Source organism: Gymnodinialimonas sp. JB5-7, from assembly GCF_055693405.1.
The window spans coordinates 670246-689200 of the sequence record NZ_JBVFUX010000012.1; the positions used below are offsets into that span (position 1 = coordinate 670246).

Consider the following 18955-nt stretch of genomic DNA (forward strand, 5'->3'; position numbering starts at 1 on the left):
CCTCTGCTCAACCTTGAGCAGGCGAGGCCTCTCAAGAAAAAGGCCCCGCCGGTTGGGCGGGGCCTTCTGACAATTTCAACCGTCGGCGGCACCGGGTTCTCGTGACCTTTTGCCAGAGCAAAAGGCACTGCCACCCGGCACCTTCTGGCCAAAGTTTCCTATGGAAACTCGACCTTATTCAATGATCTTCGACACAACACCTGCACCAACCGTACGTCCACCTTCGCGGATGGCGAAGCGGAGGCCGTTTTCCATCGCGATCGGCGCGATCAGTTCCACGTTGAACTTCAGGTTGTCGCCCGGCATCACCATCTCCGTGCCGCTGGGAAGCTCAACCGTGCCCGTCACGTCCGTCGTGCGGAAGTAGAACTGCGGGCGGTAGTTGGCGAAGAACGGCGTGTGGCGGCCACCTTCCTCTTTGGTGAGGATGTAGGCCTCGGCCTCGAACTTCGTGTGCGGCGTCACCGAGCCGGGCTTGCAGAGCACCTGGCCCCGCTCAACACCGTCACGGTCCACACCACGCAGCAGCGCGCCGATATTGTCGCCGGCTTCACCGCGGTCCAGCAGCTTGCGGAACATCTCAACGCCCGTGCAGGTCGTCTTCGACGTGTCGCGGATGCCCACGATCTCGATCTCGTCGCCCACATTGATCACGCCACGCTCCACGCGACCGGTCACAACCGTGCCGCGGCCAGAGATCGAGAACACGTCTTCGATCGGCATCAGGAACGGCTGGTCCACAGCACGCTCGGGCGTATCGATATACTCGTCGACAGCCGCCATCAGCTCGGCGATTTTCTCTTCGCCGATATTCGCGTCACGGCCTTCCAGCGCGGCGAGCGCGGAGCCCGCAACGATCGGAATGTCGTCGCCCGGATAGTCGTAGGACGACAGCAGTTCGCGGATCTCCATCTCGACGAGTTCCAGCAGTTCCTCGTCGTCGACCTGGTCCACCTTGTTCATGAACACGACCATCTTCGGGATGCCAACCTGGCGGCCCAGAAGGATGTGCTCGCGCGTTTGCGGCATCGGGCCGTCGGCGGCGTTCACAACCAGGATCGCGCCGTCCATCTGGGCGGCACCGGTGATCATGTTCTTCACGTAGTCGGCGTGGCCGGGGCAGTCGACATGGGCGTAGTGGCGCGCGTCGGTCTCGTACTCCACGTGCGCGGTCGAAATCGTGATCCCGCGCGCTTTCTCTTCCGGCGCGCCGTCAATCTCGTCATACGCCTTGAAGTCGCCAAACTGCTTCGTAATCGCAGCCGTCAGCGTCGTCTTGCCGTGGTCAACGTGACCAATCGTGCCGATGTTCACATGCGGCTTCGTACGTTCAAACTTTTCCTTTGCCATGCGTTTGGCACCCCGTCCTTGGAGGGTCTGGCATCTCAGACTGCGCAGACCTGTTACATCATCGCGCGCCACCTATTCGGGCGGCGCGGAAAAATCAAGTCATGTTGGTGGTCAGGCGGCCGATCAGTTGCCTGAAGCAGCTTCATCCGCTGCCTCTTCTGCGGCCTCTTCGATGGCGGCGGCTTCTTCGGCGGCCTCGGCCAGCGCTTCAACATTGCCAAGGGCCTCAGCCGCCTCAGCGTCGGAGATGTTGAACCATTCCGGATTCTCCAGCATGAACAGCTGGACGCGGCGCGCGGCATTGCGGGCCAGAACCTGCATCTGTTCATTGCGGTTGCGCGCGATGCCGGACCCCACAAGCAGCGTCTCGGGCGAGGCGCCTTCGAAGACGATGATCTGCTCAGGCTCCTCATGGAGTTTGCGACCCAGCGCGTCGTCCCAGATGTTCACGGACAACACGAGGACCGAACGCGGGCTCAACACAATCGGAATACCCGGAGGCGCCAGCGAATAGCCATCGACCGCGATGCCGATGTGGTAGAGGCGATCCCCTTCGTACCCACCAAAACGCCGGTCGATTTCGGCCACGAGGATTTCTTCCCATTCCTCAGGCGTCGCATTTCGCGACGGCGGGACCTGCTGCATGTTGTCGGCAACCACGATGTTATGGGCCAGCCGGAAATCGCCCATCGGCGGCAACTCTTCATCTAGCGGGTCACCTGCGGCACAGCCCATCAGGGCAAGAACAGGGACAATCACTGCAAATCGGAAAATGCGAAGCATCAAAAAACTCCCGAAGGAAAGGTCTGGGTCAGCGCGCAAGATAGGTCGCGTGACGAAGGGGGTAAAGGCGTCGATTGACCGGTCGCGTGGAAGTGTTACCCAAGGGCCAAATTGTTAGGGAAGGGCCATTGCCTTGCAGGACGTACCATTCGACCCAACGACGATCCCTTCCATGGGCACGCATGACGTCGGACCGGCCTTGCGCGACCTGGCAGCCAAGGTGAACAACGAGCAGGCCATCGTGGAAGTTGGCACCTGGCTGGGGGAGGGACGGCATGGCTAGCACTGGGTGCGAGTGCGCAGCCCGACGCGCCGACAATCCATACATTCGATCAGTTCCAAGCGCGCCCGGAAGAGGTGTATAAGGCCCTGCGTGGCGCGGTCGAGATGCAAGTGGGCACGGACACGTTACCCATTGTTCAAAATCTTCTTGCGCCCAGCAACGCAGACATCGTGTTCCACAAGGGCGATCTGTTGCAGGCACGTTGGACTGGTGGCCCAATCGGCCTTTATGTCGATGATGCCGCAAAAACGCCGACGCTTTTCTACCATGCCCTATCGACATTCGCACCGCATTGGGTGCCGGGCGAAACGATCATCGTCTTGATGGACTACCGGTTTTGGGAACGCGTGACATCGGCACGAGGGAAAAAGCGGTTCAGGGTGCAGCAGAAAATCATTGAGCAACACCCGGACTGCTTCGAAGAGATCCTGCAAGACACGTTCGCTCCTGCGGGAATGGGTGCCTTTCGCTATACAGCACCGCTGCCTATGCAAAGCATTCGCCGACAAGCGAAGCTGCGCCGGATACTCGACAAACTGCCGGGCTAGGGCAAGTCAGGTAAATCGGTTGTCCCGTGGGAAGCCCCGTGGTGCCATGCGCCCGGCCGACGCGCGCTTGGCGGTCCATTCGGCCAGCTCAACTTCTGTCCGCGTGCGGCCCGCAGGGTCAAGCCAGGTGAGGCCCTCGGACAGATTGAACGTGCGCGCGTCGCTGAGGCCGCCATCTTTGAACTTCTGAAGACGAACGCCCTTGCCGCGACCCATTTCCGGCAATTCTTCCAGCGGGAAGATCAGGAGTTTGCGATTTTCGCCAACGGTGGTGACATGGCTATCCCCTTCGGCAATGGCACGGCACACCAGGGCGGTGACGCCGTCCTTCACGTTCAGGACCTGCTTGCCAGAGCGGGTCTGGGCGAGGATTTCCTCCTCCGCCACGACAAACCCATCGCCTGCGCTGGACGCCATGAGGCGTTTGGTGCCGGGGATGTGCGTGAACAAATCAACGATCTGCACCTCGTTGGGAAGGTCGACCATCAGGCGCACAGGTTCCCCCAGACCACGACCACCGGGCAGGCCATTCGCGGCAAGCGTGTAAACGCGGCCCTGGCTGCCAAGGATCAGGAGCTTGTCTGTCGTTTGTGCATGGAAGGCGAAACGCGGGCCGTCGCCGTCGCGGAACTTCATCTCAGACGACAGGTCCACATGGCCCTTCATCGCCCGGATCCAGCCCATTTGGGAGCAGACAACCGTGATCGGCTCTTTCTCGATCATCGCTTCAAGGGGCACGTCTTCGACTTCGCCCGCTTCGGCAAACATCGTTCGGCGCGCGCCGCCTTCGACTTTCGCACCGAATTTGCCGCGCACTTCGCGCAGTTCTTCAGCGATCTTGTTCCACTGAAGATCTTCTTCGGCCAGCAGGTCGTCGAGGTTGGCGCGTTCTTCCATCAAGCGATCACGCTCTGCCTGCAACTCCATCTCTTCCAGACGGCGCAGGCTGCGCAGACGCATGTTGAGGATGGCCTCGGCCTGCACTTCAGTGAGTTCGCCCTCACCCGGAGCCGGGCTGCGATAGTCCGCCTCAGACGTGGCGCGGACGAAATCCTGATCCCAGGTTTCGCGCATCAAGGCGGCCTTTGGCGCGTCGTCGTAGCGAATGATGTCGATCACGCGGTCGAGGTTGAGGAAGGCGATCAGGAAGCCTTCCAGCACTTCGAGCCGGTGGTCGATCTGCGCCATCCGATGCTTGGAACGGCGGATGAGAACATCGCGACGGTGATCGAGGAAGGCGCGCAGAACCTCTTTGAGGCTACAAACCTTAGGCGTGCGCCCATCGATCAGAACGTTCATGTTCAGGCTGAAGCGGTTTTCCAGATCGGACTGCCGGAACAGCGTACCCATCAGCACTTCGGGATCGACTGTCTTGGCGCGGGGTTCCAGCACGATGCGGATGTCATCGGCGGATTCGTCCCGGACATCGGCGAGGATTGGCACCTTTTTTTGCTGGATCAGTTCGGCCAGCTTCTCGATCAGCTTGGACTTCTGCACCTGATAGGGGATTTCCGTGACCACGATCTGCCATTGGCCGCGGCCCAGATCCTCGATCTCCCACTTCGACCTCAGGCGAAATCCGCCTTTGCCGGTGCGATAAGTCTCAGCGATGCTTTCAGGCGGCTCGACAATCACGCCGCCGGTGGGGAAATCGGGGCCCTGCACGTAGTTCAACAACGTATCATCGCGCGCGTCCGGCGTTTTGATCAGGTGCAGGCAGGCTGCGATCAGCTCATCAAGGTTGTGGGGCGGGATGTTCGTGGCCATGCCCACGGCAATCCCGGAGGAGCCGTTGGCCAGAAGGTTCGGGACCTGGGCGGGAAGAACTTCAGGCTCTGTCAGGGTGCCGTCATAGTTGTCGCGGAAATTGACGGCATCCTCAGAGAGACCTTCTAGCAAAGCCTCCGCCATCGGCGTCATACGTGCCTCGGTGTAGCGGGAGGCAGCCGGGTTATCGCCGTCGATATTGCCGAAATTGCCCTGCCCATCGACCAGCGGGTAGCGGATGACGAAATCCTGCGCCAGGCGTGCCATCGCGTCGTAGATCGCGGCATCACCGTGCGGGTGGTAATTGCCCATCACATCGCCGCTGATCTTTGCGGATTTGCGGAAACCGCCATTCGAGGCCAACCGCAATTCTCGCATCGCATATAGAATCCGACGATGGACTGGCTTCAACCCATCGCGCGCGTCCGGCAAGGCGCGGTGCATGATCGTCGACAGGGCGTATTGCAGGTAGCGCGAGCCGATTGCGCGGCTTAGCGATTCCTGTTCCTGCCGGTCATCTTGTGTGTCGTTATCACTGCTCATCTAGATCATGTGCATATCCTGCGGTTGCTTGTATCGGCAAGGGAACAAAGCCACGCGGACGGGGTTTTTCCCCCGAAGAATCTCTATTTTCGAATCGGCAGAAGGCTTATCCACAGATTCTCCGGGGCAAATTAGAATGAGGGCGCGGTATGATCCGCATGACCGTCACGTTGATCGTGGCCATTTACATCGTTTTGATCGTTGTCCCCGGTGAGGACCACGGCACGCAGCAAGTCGAAGTGACGCGCAGCGCAGGGCAGAATTGGCTCGTCGCGATGATCAGTGATGCGCAGGCCGGGGCGCAGCGCCCGCCGCGTGTGGCGCCACCCGATGCCTCGCGCACCCTGCGCCACGAGCTGACCGATGATCTGCTGGAAACCGATGACGGCTATGCGCTCGAGCGCGCCGATGGCGAATTGCTGGAAATCACTGCCGTGATTGATCCTGTTGACCTTATGCCCACGGACGGACGCGCCACGGTCGCGGCAGTCTCGGTTGTGGACCCGGACGCGGTTGAGGTTGCGCAAGAACAGGCTGAAAGCGCGCGCATCATCTGGCGCGTCGCCGGCAGCAACGTGAACTTTCGCGCCGGCCCGTCGACCAACACAGCCGTCCTGGCGGGCCTGGTGCGTGGCGACGAGGTCGAATTCCTTGCCGACGCGCCGGACGGATGGGCGCATCTGCGCGTGTTGGAAAGTGGCCTCGAAGGCTACATGGCCGCGCGCTTCCTTGAACCCGTCAACTGACTTGCGCGCCTTGGGTGCGGTGTCATACCCATAGGGGCACAAAACGCGCGGGCCGAACTTTTGACAAAAAGCATATTGATTACAGGATCCTCCAGCGGGATCGGTTATGCGGCGGCGCATGCTCTGCAGGGGCGCGGCTGGCGCGTTTTCGCAAGTGTCCGCAAGCCGGAAGACAAGGCCCGCCTTGAACAGGAGGGGTTCGAAAGCGTCCTTCTGAATTGCGCCGACACAACCAGCATTGATGGCGGTTTGGCCGAAGTGCTGGAACGCACCGGCGGCCGTCTGGATGCCTTGTTCAACAATGCTGGTTTCGGCCTGCCTGGCGCGGTTGAGGACCTTCCCACGGATGGCCTGCGCGAGACGTTTGAGACCAACGTCTTTGGCCTGCACCATCTGACCCGCGCTGTGATCCCCACCATGCGCGCACAGGGCCATGGTCGGATCGTGCAGCATTCATCTGGCTTTGGGCGCCATGTGATGAAATGGCGGGGGGCCTATAATGCCTCCAAACATGCGGTGGAGGGGCTGACGGACACTCTGCGGCTGGAGATGCGGGGGACGGGCATCTACATCTCGACGCTCAACACCGGGCCGGTCACGTCGAAGTTCCGGATCAATTCCATCCCACATTTCGAGCGTTGGATCGATTGGGAAAACTCCGCTGATCCCGATCGCTACAAACGTGAACTGTTCCATCATCTTTATGAAGATTCGGGCCGGGCGCCGTTCCAGAAGGAACCCGATGCCGTCATCCGCCGGTTGATCCACGCCATCGAGTCGCCCAACCCGCGCCCGCGCTACCATATCACCGGGGCCACCCATATCGCCGAGGGTCTGCGCCGCTTCCTGCCACAACGCGCGCTGGACGCGATTGCGGCACGGCTCTAGCCTTTTGCGCCTGAACCGCTAGGTAAGCCCGGACGAGTCGAGCGGAGTGACCATGACAGACGACCCCCTCCTTATTGCAGCATTGGTGGCGTGCGCCGCTGTGTTGATCATTTTACTTTTGGGCATCAACTCTTTCCGCAAGGGCGGCGCGGATGCGGCCAAGGAAAGCAACAAGTTCATGCGGTGGCGGTTGGGCGCGCAGTTTGTGGCGATCCTTTTGATCCTCGCGTTCGTCTATTTCCGTTGCCAATCGGGGGCTGAACCATGGTTGTACTGAACAAGATTTACACACGCACCGGGGATGCCGGGGAAACTGCGCTGGGGGATGGCAGCCGCGTGGCCAAGCATTCCGCCCGCGTCACGGCCTATGGAACGGTGGATGAGCTGAACGCGACGCTCGGCGTGGCCAAGCTGCATGCCGACGGGCAAATGGCCGAGCGTCTGGCGATGATCCAGAATGACCTTTTCGACCTTGGCGCAGACCTGTGCACGCCGAACATGGAGATGGACGGCGAACGCGAATACCCGCCGCTGCGCGTCGCAGAGGCGCAAGTGGATCGCTTGGAAGCCGAGATTGACGAGATGAACGGCGCTTTGGAGCCTTTGCGGTCGTTCATCCTGCCCGGCGGCTCTGCACTCGCGGCGCATTTGCATATCTGCCGGACGGTTGCACGGCGTGCGGAGCGGCTTTCGGTGGAGTTGGGTGGCGTCGAGTCGATCAATCCGGCGGGGGTGAAATACCTCAATCGATTGTCGGATTGGTTCTTTGTTGCGGGGCGCATCGCCAACAACAGCGGCAAGGATGACGTGTTGTGGGTTCCAGGCGCGAACCGGTAACGCCCGTCTAGCGCCGGTCCATCAGGGTTTCTGTCGCCCGGTCCGACCATTGGGTCGACAGCAACGTCGCCTCGCGCCATTGCAACAAACGCGACAGGTAGCGAGCCCAATCCTCGTCTTGCGCTGCCAGCGCGTAACGTTCGATCAGGCGCTCGGTTGCCGGGTCTTCCAGGGCGGCGCAGAGGGCGTCTCGCCCCGCGACGGGCATCGCGATGTGGTACTGATGCAGGTCTATGCCATGCACCGGATTGCGCGGGTGTGGGCTGTGGTCGATCCACCCGCAAAGGGAGGTCCAGAACCGGAGCTGCCGCCGCGCTGGCCAGCCCTTGATCGAGGCCAAAAAGGGCGGCAAGCCGTCGCCCGTCAACGCAAGAAAGCCAAGAGCGTCACGGAGAAAGCGCCCCCTTTCGCCGCGGCAAGAGCCACGCAATCCGTCAAAACGGCCTGCACCTGCGCGTTGTCTTGCGCGCGGCGTGTTTGGACCACGCCGGTGCGCAGAAGGTTCATGGTCCAATATTCCGGCTCGACAAAATGATTGGCCCGCATGAAGTCGCGCTGTTCTTCACGCGGCAAGGCGATACCCTGGGCCAGAAGCGCAATGGTATGGACAAGGACGATCCATGCTTCTTCTTGCCCCTCGGGGCTATCGTCCCCGCCTACGGCACCTGCACCGCCGTAATATTGCGATACCAGATCGCGTGACCAGTCTTGCGGAGGCGTTCGCATGATGGCGCTGAGTGCCGGCGGATCAATGCACCGATCACAACAACACACCAATCGCGGTGTGCCTATCGGCGTTGCGGGCAGCGCTGAGACCAAGGCACTTGCGGCGGCGACAAGGTCCCGCCCAGCCCGAGCCAGCTCCGCATTTTTATAGCCTGTTCTTACCGCCATGACGCAACGACACAATTTGTTTTTGATTGTTTACATGGTTGTTAACCGAACATGGGCTATCCTCTCGGCATGTCACACGTCAAACCCAACCGGGAATACAGCCGGGCCGAGTATATCTCGGACGCGGTCGTTCATGGTCTGGGCATTGGCGGGGCGCTGATTGCGGGGCCGGTTCTGGTCACGCTGGTCGCCGTTTGGATCGGGGATCCGGGTGCGGTGACGGCCGCCGTAATCTATGCCGTGACGATGTTGGCAATGTGGGTCTGCTCAGCCCTCTACAACCTGGTTCAGCGGGAAGATTTGGTGCCGGGTCTGCGGCGGCTCGATCAATCTGCGATCTCTCTGAAGATCGCCGGAACGTATACGCCATTTATCGCGCTGGCCTCAGGCTCCCTTGGGTTTTTGGCGGGGATTTGGGCCGTGGCCCTTGCCGGGGCCACGATCATTCTGGCGTCTCGACGTCAGTTCAATGCGCTAACGATCATGCTGTATCTGGGCCTGGGATGGGCAGGGGCCGTGATGGGCGGCCCTCTGGTCAGCACCCTGTCGCCTGTGGCGTTCTGGCTGCTGGTCGCCGGGGGCCTGACCTATTCCGCCGGTGTGATCTTCAATGTCTGGGGCAGCCTGCCGTTTCACAACACAATCTGGCATGTCTTTGTCCTGGCCGGGACTGGTCTTTGCTACGCCGCCATCGCTGCGGAAGTCGCGTTCATGGCCTGACCCGGAGCGGTCAAGATTCGGAATTTTGACGACTCGGCGGAACATGCATTCCTTGACGTGCACGTAACGCGGCGTCGGAACGCCAAACCGCGTCGATTTTGGCCTATTTTCCGGCGCCGCTTGGGTCTATCTCTCGAGCCAAGATAATTGCTTGGGTCCGCCCGGCTTGTGACAGAGGAGAACGCCATGAAGGTCCTGGTGCCTGTTAAGCGCGTGATCGACTACAACGTGAAGGTTCGCGTGAAAGCGGACGGTTCTGGCGTCGATCTTGCCAACGTAAAGATGTCGATGAACCCGTTTGACGAGATTGCCGTCGAAGAGGCGATCCGCCTGAAAGAAGCCGGGAAAGCCGACGAGGTTGTCGCGGTTTCCATCGGCGTGAAGCAAAGCCAGGAAACCCTGCGCACGGCTTTGGCCATGGGTGCGGATCGCGCGATCCTCGTGGTTGCGGCAGACGATGTGCACACGGATATTGAGCCGCTGGCGGTTGCCAAAATCCTCAAGGCCGTGATCGATGAAGAGCAGCCCGGCCTTGTGCTGGCGGGCAAGCAGGCCATCGACAATGACATGAACGCCACGGGCCAGATGCTGTCGGCGCTTTTGGGTTGGTCGCAAGGCACGTTTGCTTCTGAGGTCGATATCGACGGCGACACCGCAAAGGTCACGCGCGAAGTGGACGGTGGTCTGCAGACAATCGAAGTGAAGATGCCTGCCATCATCACCGTTGACCTGCGCCTGAACGAGCCGCGCTATGCCTCGCTGCCCAACATCATGAAGGCGAAGAAAAAGCCTTTGGATGAAAAGACGGCCGCCGATTACGGCGTCGATGTTACACCGCGCCTGGCCGTGGTTTCCACGACAGAGCCCGAAGCGCGCGCCGCTGGCGTCAAGGTCGGATCGGTCGACGAACTTCTCACGAAACTCAAAGACGAAGCGGGGGTCATCTGATGGCTGTTCTTCTCCTTGCCGAAGTGAACGCGGGCGAATTGGCGATGGACGCCACTGCCAAGGCTGTAACGGCTGCCAAGATGCTGGGTGATGTGACCGTGCTGTGTGCCGGTGCATCCGCGAAGGCGGCTGCTGACGAAGCGGCCACCATCGACGGCGTCGCCAAGGTGCTTTGCGCCGAAGACGATAGCCTTGGCCATCGCCTGGCCGAGCCCACGGCGGCTCTGATTGTAGCGTTGGCTGGTGACTATGAGCATATCGTGGCACCCGCCACGACGGACGCCAAAAACGTCATGCCGCGCGTCGCCGCGCTGCTGGACGTCATGGTGATCTCGGACGCATCCGCCGTGGTCGATGGCGATACGTTTGAGCGCCCGATCTACGCAGGTAACGCGATCCAGACGGTCAAATCGTCGGATGCGAAGAAGGTCGTAACCTTCCGCACATCCACCTTCGACGCTGCGGGCACCGGTGGGTCTGCCGCGGTCGAGATGATCGACGCCGCAGGCAACCCTGGCCTGTCGAGCTGGATTGAAGACAAGGTTGCAGCCTCGGATCGTCCGGAACTGACCTCGGCTGGAATCGTTGTCTCTGGCGGCCGCGGTGTCGGCTCGGAAGAGCAATTTGCCCTGATCGAAGGCCTGGCTGACAAGCTGGGTGCCGCCGTTGGCGCGTCCCGCGCCGCCGTCGACTCGGGCTATGCGCCGAACGACTGGCAGGTGGGTCAGACTGGCAAGGTCGTGGCGCCTGAGCTGTATGTGGCTGTTGGCATCTCTGGCGCCATTCAGCACCTGGCCGGCATGAAGGACTCCAAAGTGATCGTTGCGATCAACAAGGACGAAGAGGCCCCGATTTTCCAGGTCGCCGATTACGGTCTGGTTGCGGACCTGTTCGATGCCGTACCGGAGCTGACCGGCAAGCTCTGATCAGAGACGTCTAGATTGTCGTAAAGCCCCGCCCGGTCTGTCCGGCGCGGGGCTTTTTCGTGTGCGATCACAGCTTTCGCAGAAGCTCTTCCGTCGCGAGTGCATGCAGTTTCGGCCCCGGCAACAGCCGTGCAGCGGCTTCGTCTTTCGGGCCAAAATACTTCCCTTGAAGCGTGTCAGATGCCTCAACTCCATCTGGCGTCACAACCGTCAGACTGGCGGCGTGCCGGGCGACCTGGTTCAGCATGTCGGTCGTCACAAACAGGGGGTCGGTCGACATATCGCCGCTTGCCCCGTCATCGGGCGCGCGGTTCGACAACCACAGCAAATGGACCGGGGCCGCAATATGCTTGAGAAAACGGATCATGCGGGCGGTCCACGCCGCCTCCAACTCAGTGCGGATGATTTCGAACCGGTCAGCGGACAAGGCGTGCAACTGCGTCAGCATGTGACGGATGAAGTTGAACTGCGTGAAATCGACCTGCGGATAGATCGTGCGCAGCATGGTACTGGCCGTCAGGAACCTGTCATTGCGGCGGGGATGCACCGTATAAAACCGGTTCGACATGTTATGTGCTGAAATGATCTGCAGGATCACGGCATCCGCACCGTCCAGAGCGCCAAGGATTGCATGATCCGTCATCAATACATCCAGACCCGCATTCATGACGCCAAGGTTCAGGACCGGTTGGTCACGATGTTCGTTCAGCTGCGCCGGGAAAGGCGCATCGATGAAGCGGCCAAAGGTTTCAGACCCGCCGATGCAGACGATCGACGGCTGCCGATCCGCTTCCAAAGGCCCGCGAAATCGCAGGACCGACCCCGGTAGGACCACAGGGTTATAGTCGAGGGGCATACGCCCTCGTTGTTCAATGCTCATCACTCTCGCTCCGACTCATAGGAGACTCACCCGCAGATAGATTTGGCCCACAATCGTTGATACTTCTCTAACCCTTTGTATTGATTATTATTTTAGGAAATTCGGAGCGATCTGGCGTGCGGATATGCGCATCCGAGACGGCTTGTCCTTACCCGCCCGGCACGCATAGTCTGCGCCTGACGCACGGGAACACAAAGGGGCCAGTCATGGGCATCCAAAGCATCGGAATTGTCGGCGCTGGACAGATGGGCAACGGGATCGCGCATGTCTGCGCGTTGGCCGGATATGATGTGATCCTTTCGGACGTCAGCCAAGATGCGCTGAATGCGGCCACGGCGCTGATCGACAAAAACCTTGAACGGCAAGTCGGCCGTGAGAAAATCGCCGCCGCCGAGAAAGATGCCGCCATGGGCCGCATCCGGACGACGCTGCAACTGGCGGAGGTGGGGCCGACCGATCTGATCATCGAGGCCGCGACTGAGCGAGAGACCGTCAAACAAGCCATTTTCGAGGATCTTCTGCCGCACCTGAAGCCGAACACGATCCTGACATCGAATACCTCTTCGATTTCCATCACGCGGCTGGCGAGCCGCACGGACCGGCCCGAAAAGTTCATGGGGTTCCACTTCATGAACCCGGTTCCCGTGATGCAGCTTGTGGAATTGATCCGCGGCATCGCGACCGACGAAGAGACCTTCAAGGCGTGTAAATCTGTGGTGGATGCGATCGGCAAAACTGCCGCCACGGCCGAAGATTTTCCGGCATTTATCGTGAACCGCATCCTCATGCCGATGATCAACGAAGCGGTCTATACGCTCTACGAAGGGGTCGGAAATGTCACTTCAATCGACATGGCGATGAAACTGGGAACCAACCATCCCATGGGCCCGCTTGAACTGGCGGATTTCATCGGATTGGACACCTGCCTTGCGATCATGAATGTCCTGCATGACGGCCTGGCTGACACCAAGTACAGGCCCTGCCCACTTCTGACCAAGTATGTGGAGGCCGGTTGGTTGGGCCGCAAAACACAACGCGGATTCTACGACTACCGTGGGGACAGCCCGGTTCCGACGCGCTGAACTAGGCCTATTGGTCGGGGTTGTCGCGGAGTGAAAGCGTGCGCTCGCGCAGCCAAGCCATGAACTCGCGCGGCTTGCCAATCCGGTCTTGCCACTCATCCGGAGTGATCGGATTACCGATGATCGGAGCTTGCGGCTTGTCAAAGCTGCGCACAACCTCATGGATCAAAAGGCCCTGGCGGATCACCGGGCTGATGCGATTGGCGATCTGGTAGGCGCGGCTGTTCTGCCCCGTGAAGAAACACGGAACGATTGTCGCGCCTGAGGTTCGGATCATCTTGGCGGTGAATACGTTCCATTCGCCTTCAATGGGCTGCCCCATCATCCTGTCCGAGGCTGCGACGGCACCCGACGGGAACAGGGCAATCAGACCGTTATCCTTCAAATGCGCCATGGCCTGCGCGCGCATATCCAGCATCTTTTGCTGCGCGTCCGCTTCGTGCGGGAAGGGAACGGAGATCATGTAGCTCGACGCAGATTCGTCGATCCCGGTCAGCAAAGCCCGGGTCAGGATGCGGTAGTCATTGCGGCGGCGCCCAATCAGGTCTGCCAGGATCATCCCATCGACCAGACCGTGCGGATGGTTGGCGACGAAGACCACGGGGCCCTCTTCGGGAATGCGCGCCAGCTGGTGTTCCGGCGTCTGCAATTCGATGCCCATCACCTTCATGGTTGCAGGCCAGAACGCCTGGCCCTTGAACTCACCCAGGCTTTCGAATTTGCGGACCCGGTTGATGATGGTGATCTTCCCGGTCATCCATTCGATGGCTCTGATCGTGAAGCGCACAAACGGATTGGGAAAGGAATTCGAATAGGTCAGAGACCGGCGGTCATAGGTTCCGTCCGGCCCAGGGGTCCTGGTCGGCGCAGGTGCCGAAATGTTTCGGGAACCCAAATCCGTCAACTGCTCTTGTCCCTTCCAAACTGCCCGATCAAACCGTGCGGCCAAGCGCCGATTTCATCAGCTGTCTTCGCCGAACCGGTCGGCGACCAGAGCTTCCAAAGCGTCTGCCAAGGCGTTTGCCTCGGCCCCAATGGTTTCGACTTCAATAAAGGTTCCCTTGGATGCTGCCAACATCAAAAGGCCCATAATGCTATCCCCGGCGGCGCTTAGCCCATCCTTTCGGACCTCGGCAGTGGCATTGTGATCTTCTACAACTTCCACGAAACGGGCGGACGCACGCGCGTGCAATCCCTTGGTGTTCACGATCTCCAGGGTCCGGGTGGCGGAAGTGGCGCTGTCGCTCATGAAGTCACATTATTCCTATTCCGGGGCGCCATCGAAGCTGTTGATGTAGCGCCGGCCAGCTTCCGCAGCGCGGCTGACTGCTTCGTCCACGGGCAATTGCCGCGATTTGGCCAGTTTGACCAGCATAGGCAGGTTCATACCGGTCAGGATCTTGCGGTTTGCAGGCCGGCAGGCGCGCAAGGACAGGTTCGATGGGCTGCCACCGTACATGTCCGTCACAACGACCACGCCATCGCCCTGATCCACGGAATCCGCGGCATCGCAAATCTCGCGCGTGCGTGCCGTTCGGTCATCTTCAGGGCCGATGGAGATGGCAACCATGGCATGTTGTGCACCCACAACATGTTCGGTTGCGCGTTTCAGCTCTTTCGCTAGGCCACCATGGGCAACGATGACGACGCCAATCACGGTTTGGCAGCCTCTCCCGGTTTGATCGCGGTGCTGCTGTCAGCGCGAGATCCGATCGTTCTCTACATCTCGGTGCCGTATAGACACCTGCCAGCCTTGTTCCGCAAGCGCCTGGCCGCTTATCTCGGTCATCGCGACGGACCGGTGCTTGCCGCCCGTGCACCCAAAGGCGACGGTCAGGTGGCTCTTCCCCTCTTCCTTGAAGGCCGGCAAAAGCAGGTCCAGCATCCCCATGACTTGATCGCGGAAAGGCGCGAAACGGTCATCTTCTGCGATATACGCACGCACCGCGTCGTCGCGGCCATCCTTCGGACGCAGGGTTGCATCCCAGTGCGGATTTCGCAGAAAGCGGCAGTCAAACACCATGTCAGCGGCTTGGAGCACCCCGCGCCGGTACGAGAACGAGGTCAACTGTATCGCCATGCGCGCGCCGCTGCCCGGGGCGAATACATGCTCGATCCGGGCACGGGTGTCATGAACGCTCAGGCTCGTCGTATCGATCAGAACGTCCGCGCGGTCGCGCAATGGGGCGAGCATCTGACGTTCAAGCGCAATTCCGTCTGCCGGATCCGCATCCGGGGCCAGCGGATGCCGGCGCCGCGTCTCGGAATAGCGGCGCAAGAGCGTGCCGGGTTCGCAATCAAGGTAGATCAGATCGACGGTATAGGCCGCATCTGCCCGCAATCCGTCATAAGCCCGCAGCAAATCCTCTGCCCCAAAATCCCTCGTGCGTGGATCAATGCCAAGGGCCAGCGGGCGATCTGGCGGCGTGCCCTTCAAAAGGCGGGGCAACAGGCGTAGCGGCAAATTGTCGATCGCCTCGAAACCTAAATCCTCTAACGCATTGATCGCGGTGCTCCGTCCGGCGCCAGACGGGCCGGTGACAATGACGACATGGGCGGATGGGCCGGGCATTCGTGGCTTTCAGGTCAATAATCGCCGCGTCCATGACGCAGCACTTGCAGGATCGCTGTTTCAAGGGTGGGGCCGTGTTCTGCCCGGATCAACGGAACTTTTTCGTCATCTGCGGCGACGAACCGTCGCGGCGGAAGCCGTTGGCCCTCGGCCTGGCCCAGTTCCACCACAAGAGACAACGGGGCCGAAGGGCAAAGCGGGCCTGTGTTCAAAAGCCCGATCCCTCGTGCCTCGATCAGGTTTGGCGCGCCCTGCGGTGGCGTGAGCAATCCGGCCCGGAGCCATATCCCATCATCGCAGATCAGCTCGGCCCCGAAGGCCAGAAGACCAAGCGCAACAGAAGACTTGCCGCTGCCAGAAGGGCCCAAAAGCAAAACGCCGCGGCCCTGATAGGCAACGGCGCTTGCGTTGAAATACAGATCCTCACCGTCGCGTGCAGCAATCCTGGGATCTAGTGGTTCGACTATATCCACGCCTTAGATCGGCAGGCCGACAACAAAGCGTGCGCCGAGCGGTTCGGAGGTCACATCCGCCTCGGTCGGGCGGATATTCTCGGCCCAGATCACGCCGCCATGAGCCTCCACAATTTGTTTGGAAATGGCGAGGCCGAGGCCGGAGTGATTGCCAAACTGCTGCACGGGGCGCTCCGAATAGAAGCGATTGAACACCTTTGTCAGCGCCTCTTCCGGGATGCCCGGCCCCGTATCCTCAACCACGATCAGCACGCGATTTTCGCGCTGCCGGGTCCATAGGCGTACCGCATCACCTTCGTCACAGAAAGAAATCGCATTGCCGATGAGGTTCACGAAGACCTGCGCCAGGCGCCCTTCCAGGCCGGCGATGCTGATGGAGCGATCCGGCAGGTCGGTGATGAACTCGACGCCCTTCTTCGCAGCTTCTTCCGAGTGGTAATGGCTGATATTGTCGAGTGTGCGGACGAGGTCGAATTCCTCTTCCTCTTCCTTCACAAGTTCGGGATCGAGGCGCGATGCGTTGGAGATATCGCTGACCAGACGGTCCAGCCGCTGCACGTCATGTTCGATCACTTCCACAAGCCGCGCGCGCTGTTCATCCGTTCGCGCGACGTTCAACGTGCCGACCGCTGATCGCAAGGAGGCCAGCGGGTTCTTGATTTCGTGGCTTACATCGGCCGCGAACTGTTCGTTGCTGTCGATCCGATCGTAAAGCGCGGCAACCATGCCCCTGAGCGCGCCCGATAGGCGGCCAATCTCATCCGGCCGCCCAGTCAGGTCGGGGATGCGGACGCGCGTGGGCGACATCTTGCGCGCATTCTTGTCGCGCCCAAGCTCAGCCGCTGCTGAAAGATCAGCGAGCGGATTGGCAATGGTCGACGCCAACACCAACGACAAGGCAATCGACACGATCAACGCGACAACGAAGACCTGCATGGCCTGTTCCTGGTTGACGCGCACAAGCTGGTCGATTTCACCGGCAGCAGTCGTCACAACCAAAACGCCCAAGGGACCGGTCGCGCCGTCAATGGGCGTGGCCGCTGCAAACAAGGTGCCGGTCGCGTCTTCGCCGCGTTGCAGGATGGTCGCGCCGCCAAGGGCGGCTTCCACCATAGCCACATGCGCCTCTGGCCCGGCGGGCAAGGCGGTGGATTCGGTACGCCCCAGAATGCCGGACAATCCGTTCCAGATCGAATTCAGGAAATCGGTGATCAGCAGGGTCTCGCCCGCCTGCGGCGCCAGGCCACGCACCGGGCGTGCCACGCTGCGACCCACTTCCTGCGTCGATGTCACAAGCGTGCCATCTGCCGCAAAGACAAAGATATCGACCCCTTCGGTCAGACCGATCCGAGACAAAACAGCCTCTGCATCGACGCCATCACCGGTCACAAGGTTGGCCGGTGCGGCCTGGGGCAGATTTGCCTCAAACACGTCCGCAATCAACTGGGCTTCCACGGCAAGCGCCCGTTCCCGCTGCGCCACCAGGGAGTCGCGGAACGGGTTGAGCCACATGAACCCGATCCCGAGGATCAGGATCGCAAGCAGGTTGAACAGGATGATCTTGCGCGCAAGCGGCGAGGAGTTGAGCGAAATCAGCGACCTGCGCGCCCGCGCGGCCCTAAGTTCGCTCTCCAGGTTCGCCTGGGGGCGATCCCAATCCTCACCCAACACAATGTCCGCCCGCTCTGCGGCGCGGCGGTTGGTCATCGAGACGTCGGCTGGCACGGGAGGCGCCCCTTATTCTTCGTTGTAGCGGTAGCCAATGCCGTAGAGTGTCTCGATCGCAGAGAACTCATCATCGACCGAGCGCATCTTCTTGCGCAGGCGTTTGATGTGGCTGTCGATCGTACGGTCATCGACATAGACCTGCTCATCATAAGCAACGTCCATCAGCTGATCGCGCGACTTCACGAAACCGGGCCGTTGCGCCAGCGCCTGAAGCAGCAGGAACTCGGTTACCGTCAGCGTGACGTCCCGGCCCTTCCAGCTTACGGCATGGCGCAGTGGATCCATCTGAAGATCACCGCGGTCCAGCACCGTGCTTTCTTCCGGTGCGCCGGTCGCATCGAGACGCGATCGCGTCCTGGCGGCGCAGGATCGAGCGGATGCGTTCGACCAGCAAACGCTGCGAGAAAGGCTTTTTCACATAGTCATCCGCCCCCATGCGCAGGCCCATAAGCTCGTCAATCTCGTCGTCTTTCGACGTCAGGAAGATCACGGGCATCTGGGATTTCTGGCGCAGGCGTTGGAGTAGATCCATGCCATCCATGCGCGGCATCTTGATGTCGAAGACACCCAGATCCGGCAATTTGCGGTTGAAGGCGTCCAGTGCGGACTGCCCATCATTATAAGTTTCTACGTCAAAACCCTCTGCCTCAAGGGTCATCGACACAGACGTCAGGATATTCCTGTCGTCATCGACAAGTGCGATGCGGGCCATACTTTCATGTCCTCGATTACTGCTCGGTACATTATTTTTTCGGGCAGCTTCCAGTTTTCGCGCTTGAGAATCAATCGGAAATCTCCCGCGCGACTCACCAGCACGCCGGAAGTGTGGCCATTTTGCGTTAATGCCGGGTGAAGGCATGGCTGGTTCGAGGGCATTTGCGCAGGAAAACAGCAATTTCGGCGAACGTGCTCCGCGCGCAACTTTATTTCGCACTGATTGCGCTAATGGTTGCGCTAACTGTGCGGTCGCGTCCTGTTCAGGCCGAA

Annotated in this window: 22 protein-coding genes and 1 pseudogene; 10 read left to right on the forward strand and 13 right to left on the reverse strand. The window is 60.5% G+C overall.

The window, feature by feature from the left end:
- Positions 1 to 174: 174 nt before the first annotated feature.
- Both tuf and ACZ1HK_RS11420 read right to left on the reverse strand, forming a co-directional pair.
- Entirely contained in the window at positions 175 to 1350 is a 1176-nt protein-coding gene (gene tuf, locus ACZ1HK_RS11415; RefSeq protein WP_472628790.1) for an elongation factor Tu, read from the reverse strand.
- A gap of 123 nt (positions 1351 to 1473) precedes the next feature.
- Positions 1474 to 2133: a hypothetical protein gene (locus tag ACZ1HK_RS11420; protein ID WP_472628811.1), complete on the reverse strand. Its 660-nt coding sequence runs from the start codon at positions 2131 to 2133 to the stop codon at positions 1474 to 1476.
- A gap of 133 nt (positions 2134 to 2266) precedes the next feature.
- Between ACZ1HK_RS11420 and ACZ1HK_RS11425 the strand changes: the two genes are divergently transcribed.
- Together ACZ1HK_RS11425 and ACZ1HK_RS11430 are read left to right on the forward strand one after the other, a co-directional pair.
- Entirely contained in the window at positions 2267 to 2416 is a 150-nt protein-coding gene (locus tag ACZ1HK_RS11425; RefSeq protein WP_472628812.1) for a hypothetical protein, read from the forward strand.
- Between the two features lie 110 nt (positions 2417 to 2526).
- Positions 2527 to 2964, forward strand: a complete 438-nt coding sequence (locus tag ACZ1HK_RS11430) for a hypothetical protein (protein ID WP_472628813.1) — start codon at positions 2527 to 2529, stop codon at positions 2962 to 2964.
- Between the two features lie 6 nt (positions 2965 to 2970).
- On the opposite strand, the gene parC is transcribed toward ACZ1HK_RS11430, so the two are convergent.
- Positions 2971 to 5274, reverse strand: a complete 2304-nt coding sequence (gene parC, locus ACZ1HK_RS11435) for a DNA topoisomerase IV subunit A (protein WP_472628814.1) — start codon at positions 5272 to 5274, stop codon at positions 2971 to 2973.
- A gap of 149 nt (positions 5275 to 5423) precedes the next feature.
- Here parC and ACZ1HK_RS11440 point away from each other — a divergent pair, with 149 nt between their 5' ends.
- From ACZ1HK_RS11440 to ACZ1HK_RS11455, 4 genes are read left to right on the forward strand one after another with little or no spacing between them, the layout of a single operon-like run.
- Positions 5424 to 6020 (forward strand): SH3 domain-containing protein, encoded by a 597-nt coding sequence (locus ACZ1HK_RS11440; RefSeq protein ID WP_472628815.1) that lies wholly within the window; start codon positions 5424 to 5426, stop codon positions 6018 to 6020.
- 60 nt (positions 6021 to 6080) lie between these two features.
- Positions 6081 to 6908 (forward strand): SDR family NAD(P)-dependent oxidoreductase, encoded by an 828-nt coding sequence (locus tag ACZ1HK_RS11445; protein WP_472628816.1) that lies wholly within the window; start codon positions 6081 to 6083, stop codon positions 6906 to 6908.
- A gap of 52 nt (positions 6909 to 6960) precedes the next feature.
- Positions 6961 to 7185: a twin transmembrane helix small protein gene (locus ACZ1HK_RS11450; protein ID WP_472628817.1), complete on the forward strand. Its 225-nt coding sequence runs from the start codon at positions 6961 to 6963 to the stop codon at positions 7183 to 7185.
- Entirely contained in the window at positions 7173 to 7745 is a 573-nt protein-coding gene (locus ACZ1HK_RS11455) for a cob(I)yrinic acid a,c-diamide adenosyltransferase (RefSeq protein ID WP_472628818.1), read from the forward strand. Before ACZ1HK_RS11450 ends, ACZ1HK_RS11455 begins: the two co-directional genes overlap by 13 nt.
- Positions 7746 to 7752: 7 nt before the next feature.
- Here the strand turns inward: ACZ1HK_RS11455 and ACZ1HK_RS11460 are convergent, their stop codons facing one another.
- Entirely contained in the window at positions 7753 to 8097 is a 345-nt protein-coding gene (locus ACZ1HK_RS11460; protein ID WP_472628819.1) for a hypothetical protein, read from the reverse strand.
- 11 nt (positions 8098 to 8108) lie between these two features.
- Complete coding sequence (locus ACZ1HK_RS11465) at positions 8109 to 8471, reverse strand: hypothetical protein (RefSeq protein ID WP_472628820.1); 363 nt, start codon at positions 8469 to 8471, stop codon at positions 8109 to 8111.
- Between the two features lie 219 nt (positions 8472 to 8690).
- On the opposite strand from ACZ1HK_RS11465, the gene trhA reads away from it, so the two are divergent.
- The 3 genes from trhA to ACZ1HK_RS11480 all read left to right on the forward strand — a co-directional run bounded on the left by trhA (position 8691) and on the right by ACZ1HK_RS11480 (position 11233).
- Positions 8691 to 9359, forward strand: coding sequence for a PAQR family membrane homeostasis protein TrhA (gene trhA / locus ACZ1HK_RS11470; protein WP_472628821.1), 669 nt, complete (start codon positions 8691 to 8693; stop codon positions 9357 to 9359).
- Between the two features lie 186 nt (positions 9360 to 9545).
- The gene (locus tag ACZ1HK_RS11475) at positions 9546 to 10307 is read left to right on the forward strand and encodes an electron transfer flavoprotein subunit beta/FixA family protein (protein ID WP_472628822.1); all 762 of its coding nucleotides are present in this window, start codon (positions 9546 to 9548) and stop codon (positions 10305 to 10307) included.
- Positions 10307 to 11233 (forward strand): electron transfer flavoprotein subunit alpha/FixB family protein, encoded by a 927-nt coding sequence (locus tag ACZ1HK_RS11480; RefSeq protein WP_472628823.1) that lies wholly within the window; start codon positions 10307 to 10309, stop codon positions 11231 to 11233. The genes ACZ1HK_RS11475 and ACZ1HK_RS11480 overlap by 1 nt, the downstream gene beginning before the upstream one ends.
- Before the next feature lie 67 nt (positions 11234 to 11300).
- On the opposite strand, the gene ACZ1HK_RS11485 is transcribed toward ACZ1HK_RS11480, so the two are convergent.
- The gene (locus ACZ1HK_RS11485) at positions 11301 to 12113 is read right to left on the reverse strand and encodes a DUF6473 family protein (protein ID WP_472628824.1); all 813 of its coding nucleotides are present in this window, start codon (positions 12111 to 12113) and stop codon (positions 11301 to 11303) included.
- Positions 12114 to 12319: 206 nt separating this feature from the next.
- Between ACZ1HK_RS11485 and ACZ1HK_RS11490 the strand changes: the two genes are divergently transcribed.
- Positions 12320 to 13195 carry a 3-hydroxybutyryl-CoA dehydrogenase gene (locus ACZ1HK_RS11490; protein ID WP_472628825.1) on the forward strand — a complete coding sequence of 292 codons (876 nt, stop codon included), beginning with the start codon at positions 12320 to 12322 and terminating at the stop codon, positions 13193 to 13195.
- 7 nt (positions 13196 to 13202) lie between these two features.
- Here the strand turns inward: ACZ1HK_RS11490 and ACZ1HK_RS11495 are convergent, their stop codons facing one another.
- The 7 genes and pseudogenes from ACZ1HK_RS11495 to ACZ1HK_RS11525 all read right to left on the reverse strand — a co-directional run bounded on the left by ACZ1HK_RS11495 (position 13203) and on the right by ACZ1HK_RS11525 (position 18680).
- Positions 13203 to 14090, reverse strand: a complete 888-nt coding sequence (locus tag ACZ1HK_RS11495; protein WP_472630824.1) for a lysophospholipid acyltransferase family protein — start codon at positions 14088 to 14090, stop codon at positions 13203 to 13205.
- Positions 14091 to 14156: 66 nt separating this feature from the next.
- Positions 14157 to 14444 (reverse strand): HPr family phosphocarrier protein, encoded by a 288-nt coding sequence (locus ACZ1HK_RS11500; protein WP_472628826.1) that lies wholly within the window; start codon positions 14442 to 14444, stop codon positions 14157 to 14159.
- Positions 14445 to 14459: 15 nt separating this feature from the next.
- The gene (locus ACZ1HK_RS11505) at positions 14460 to 14852 is read right to left on the reverse strand and encodes a PTS sugar transporter subunit IIA (protein WP_472628827.1); all 393 of its coding nucleotides are present in this window, start codon (positions 14850 to 14852) and stop codon (positions 14460 to 14462) included.
- Positions 14853 to 14891: 39 nt separating this feature from the next.
- The gene (gene rapZ, locus ACZ1HK_RS11510) at positions 14892 to 15767 is read right to left on the reverse strand and encodes an RNase adapter RapZ (RefSeq protein WP_472628828.1); all 876 of its coding nucleotides are present in this window, start codon (positions 15765 to 15767) and stop codon (positions 14892 to 14894) included.
- A gap of 14 nt (positions 15768 to 15781) precedes the next feature.
- Complete coding sequence (locus ACZ1HK_RS11515) at positions 15782 to 16240, reverse strand: HPr kinase/phosphorylase (protein WP_472628829.1); 459 nt, start codon at positions 16238 to 16240, stop codon at positions 15782 to 15784.
- 3 nt (positions 16241 to 16243) lie between these two features.
- On the reverse strand, positions 16244 to 17947 hold the full coding sequence (locus ACZ1HK_RS11520; protein ID WP_472630825.1) for a sensor N-terminal transmembrane domain-containing protein: 1704 nt from the start codon (positions 17945 to 17947) through the stop codon (positions 16244 to 16246).
- A gap of 30 nt (positions 17948 to 17977) precedes the next feature.
- A pseudogene (locus ACZ1HK_RS11525) lies at positions 17978 to 18680 on the reverse strand (response regulator).
- Between the last annotated feature and the right edge of the window lie 275 nt (positions 18681 to 18955).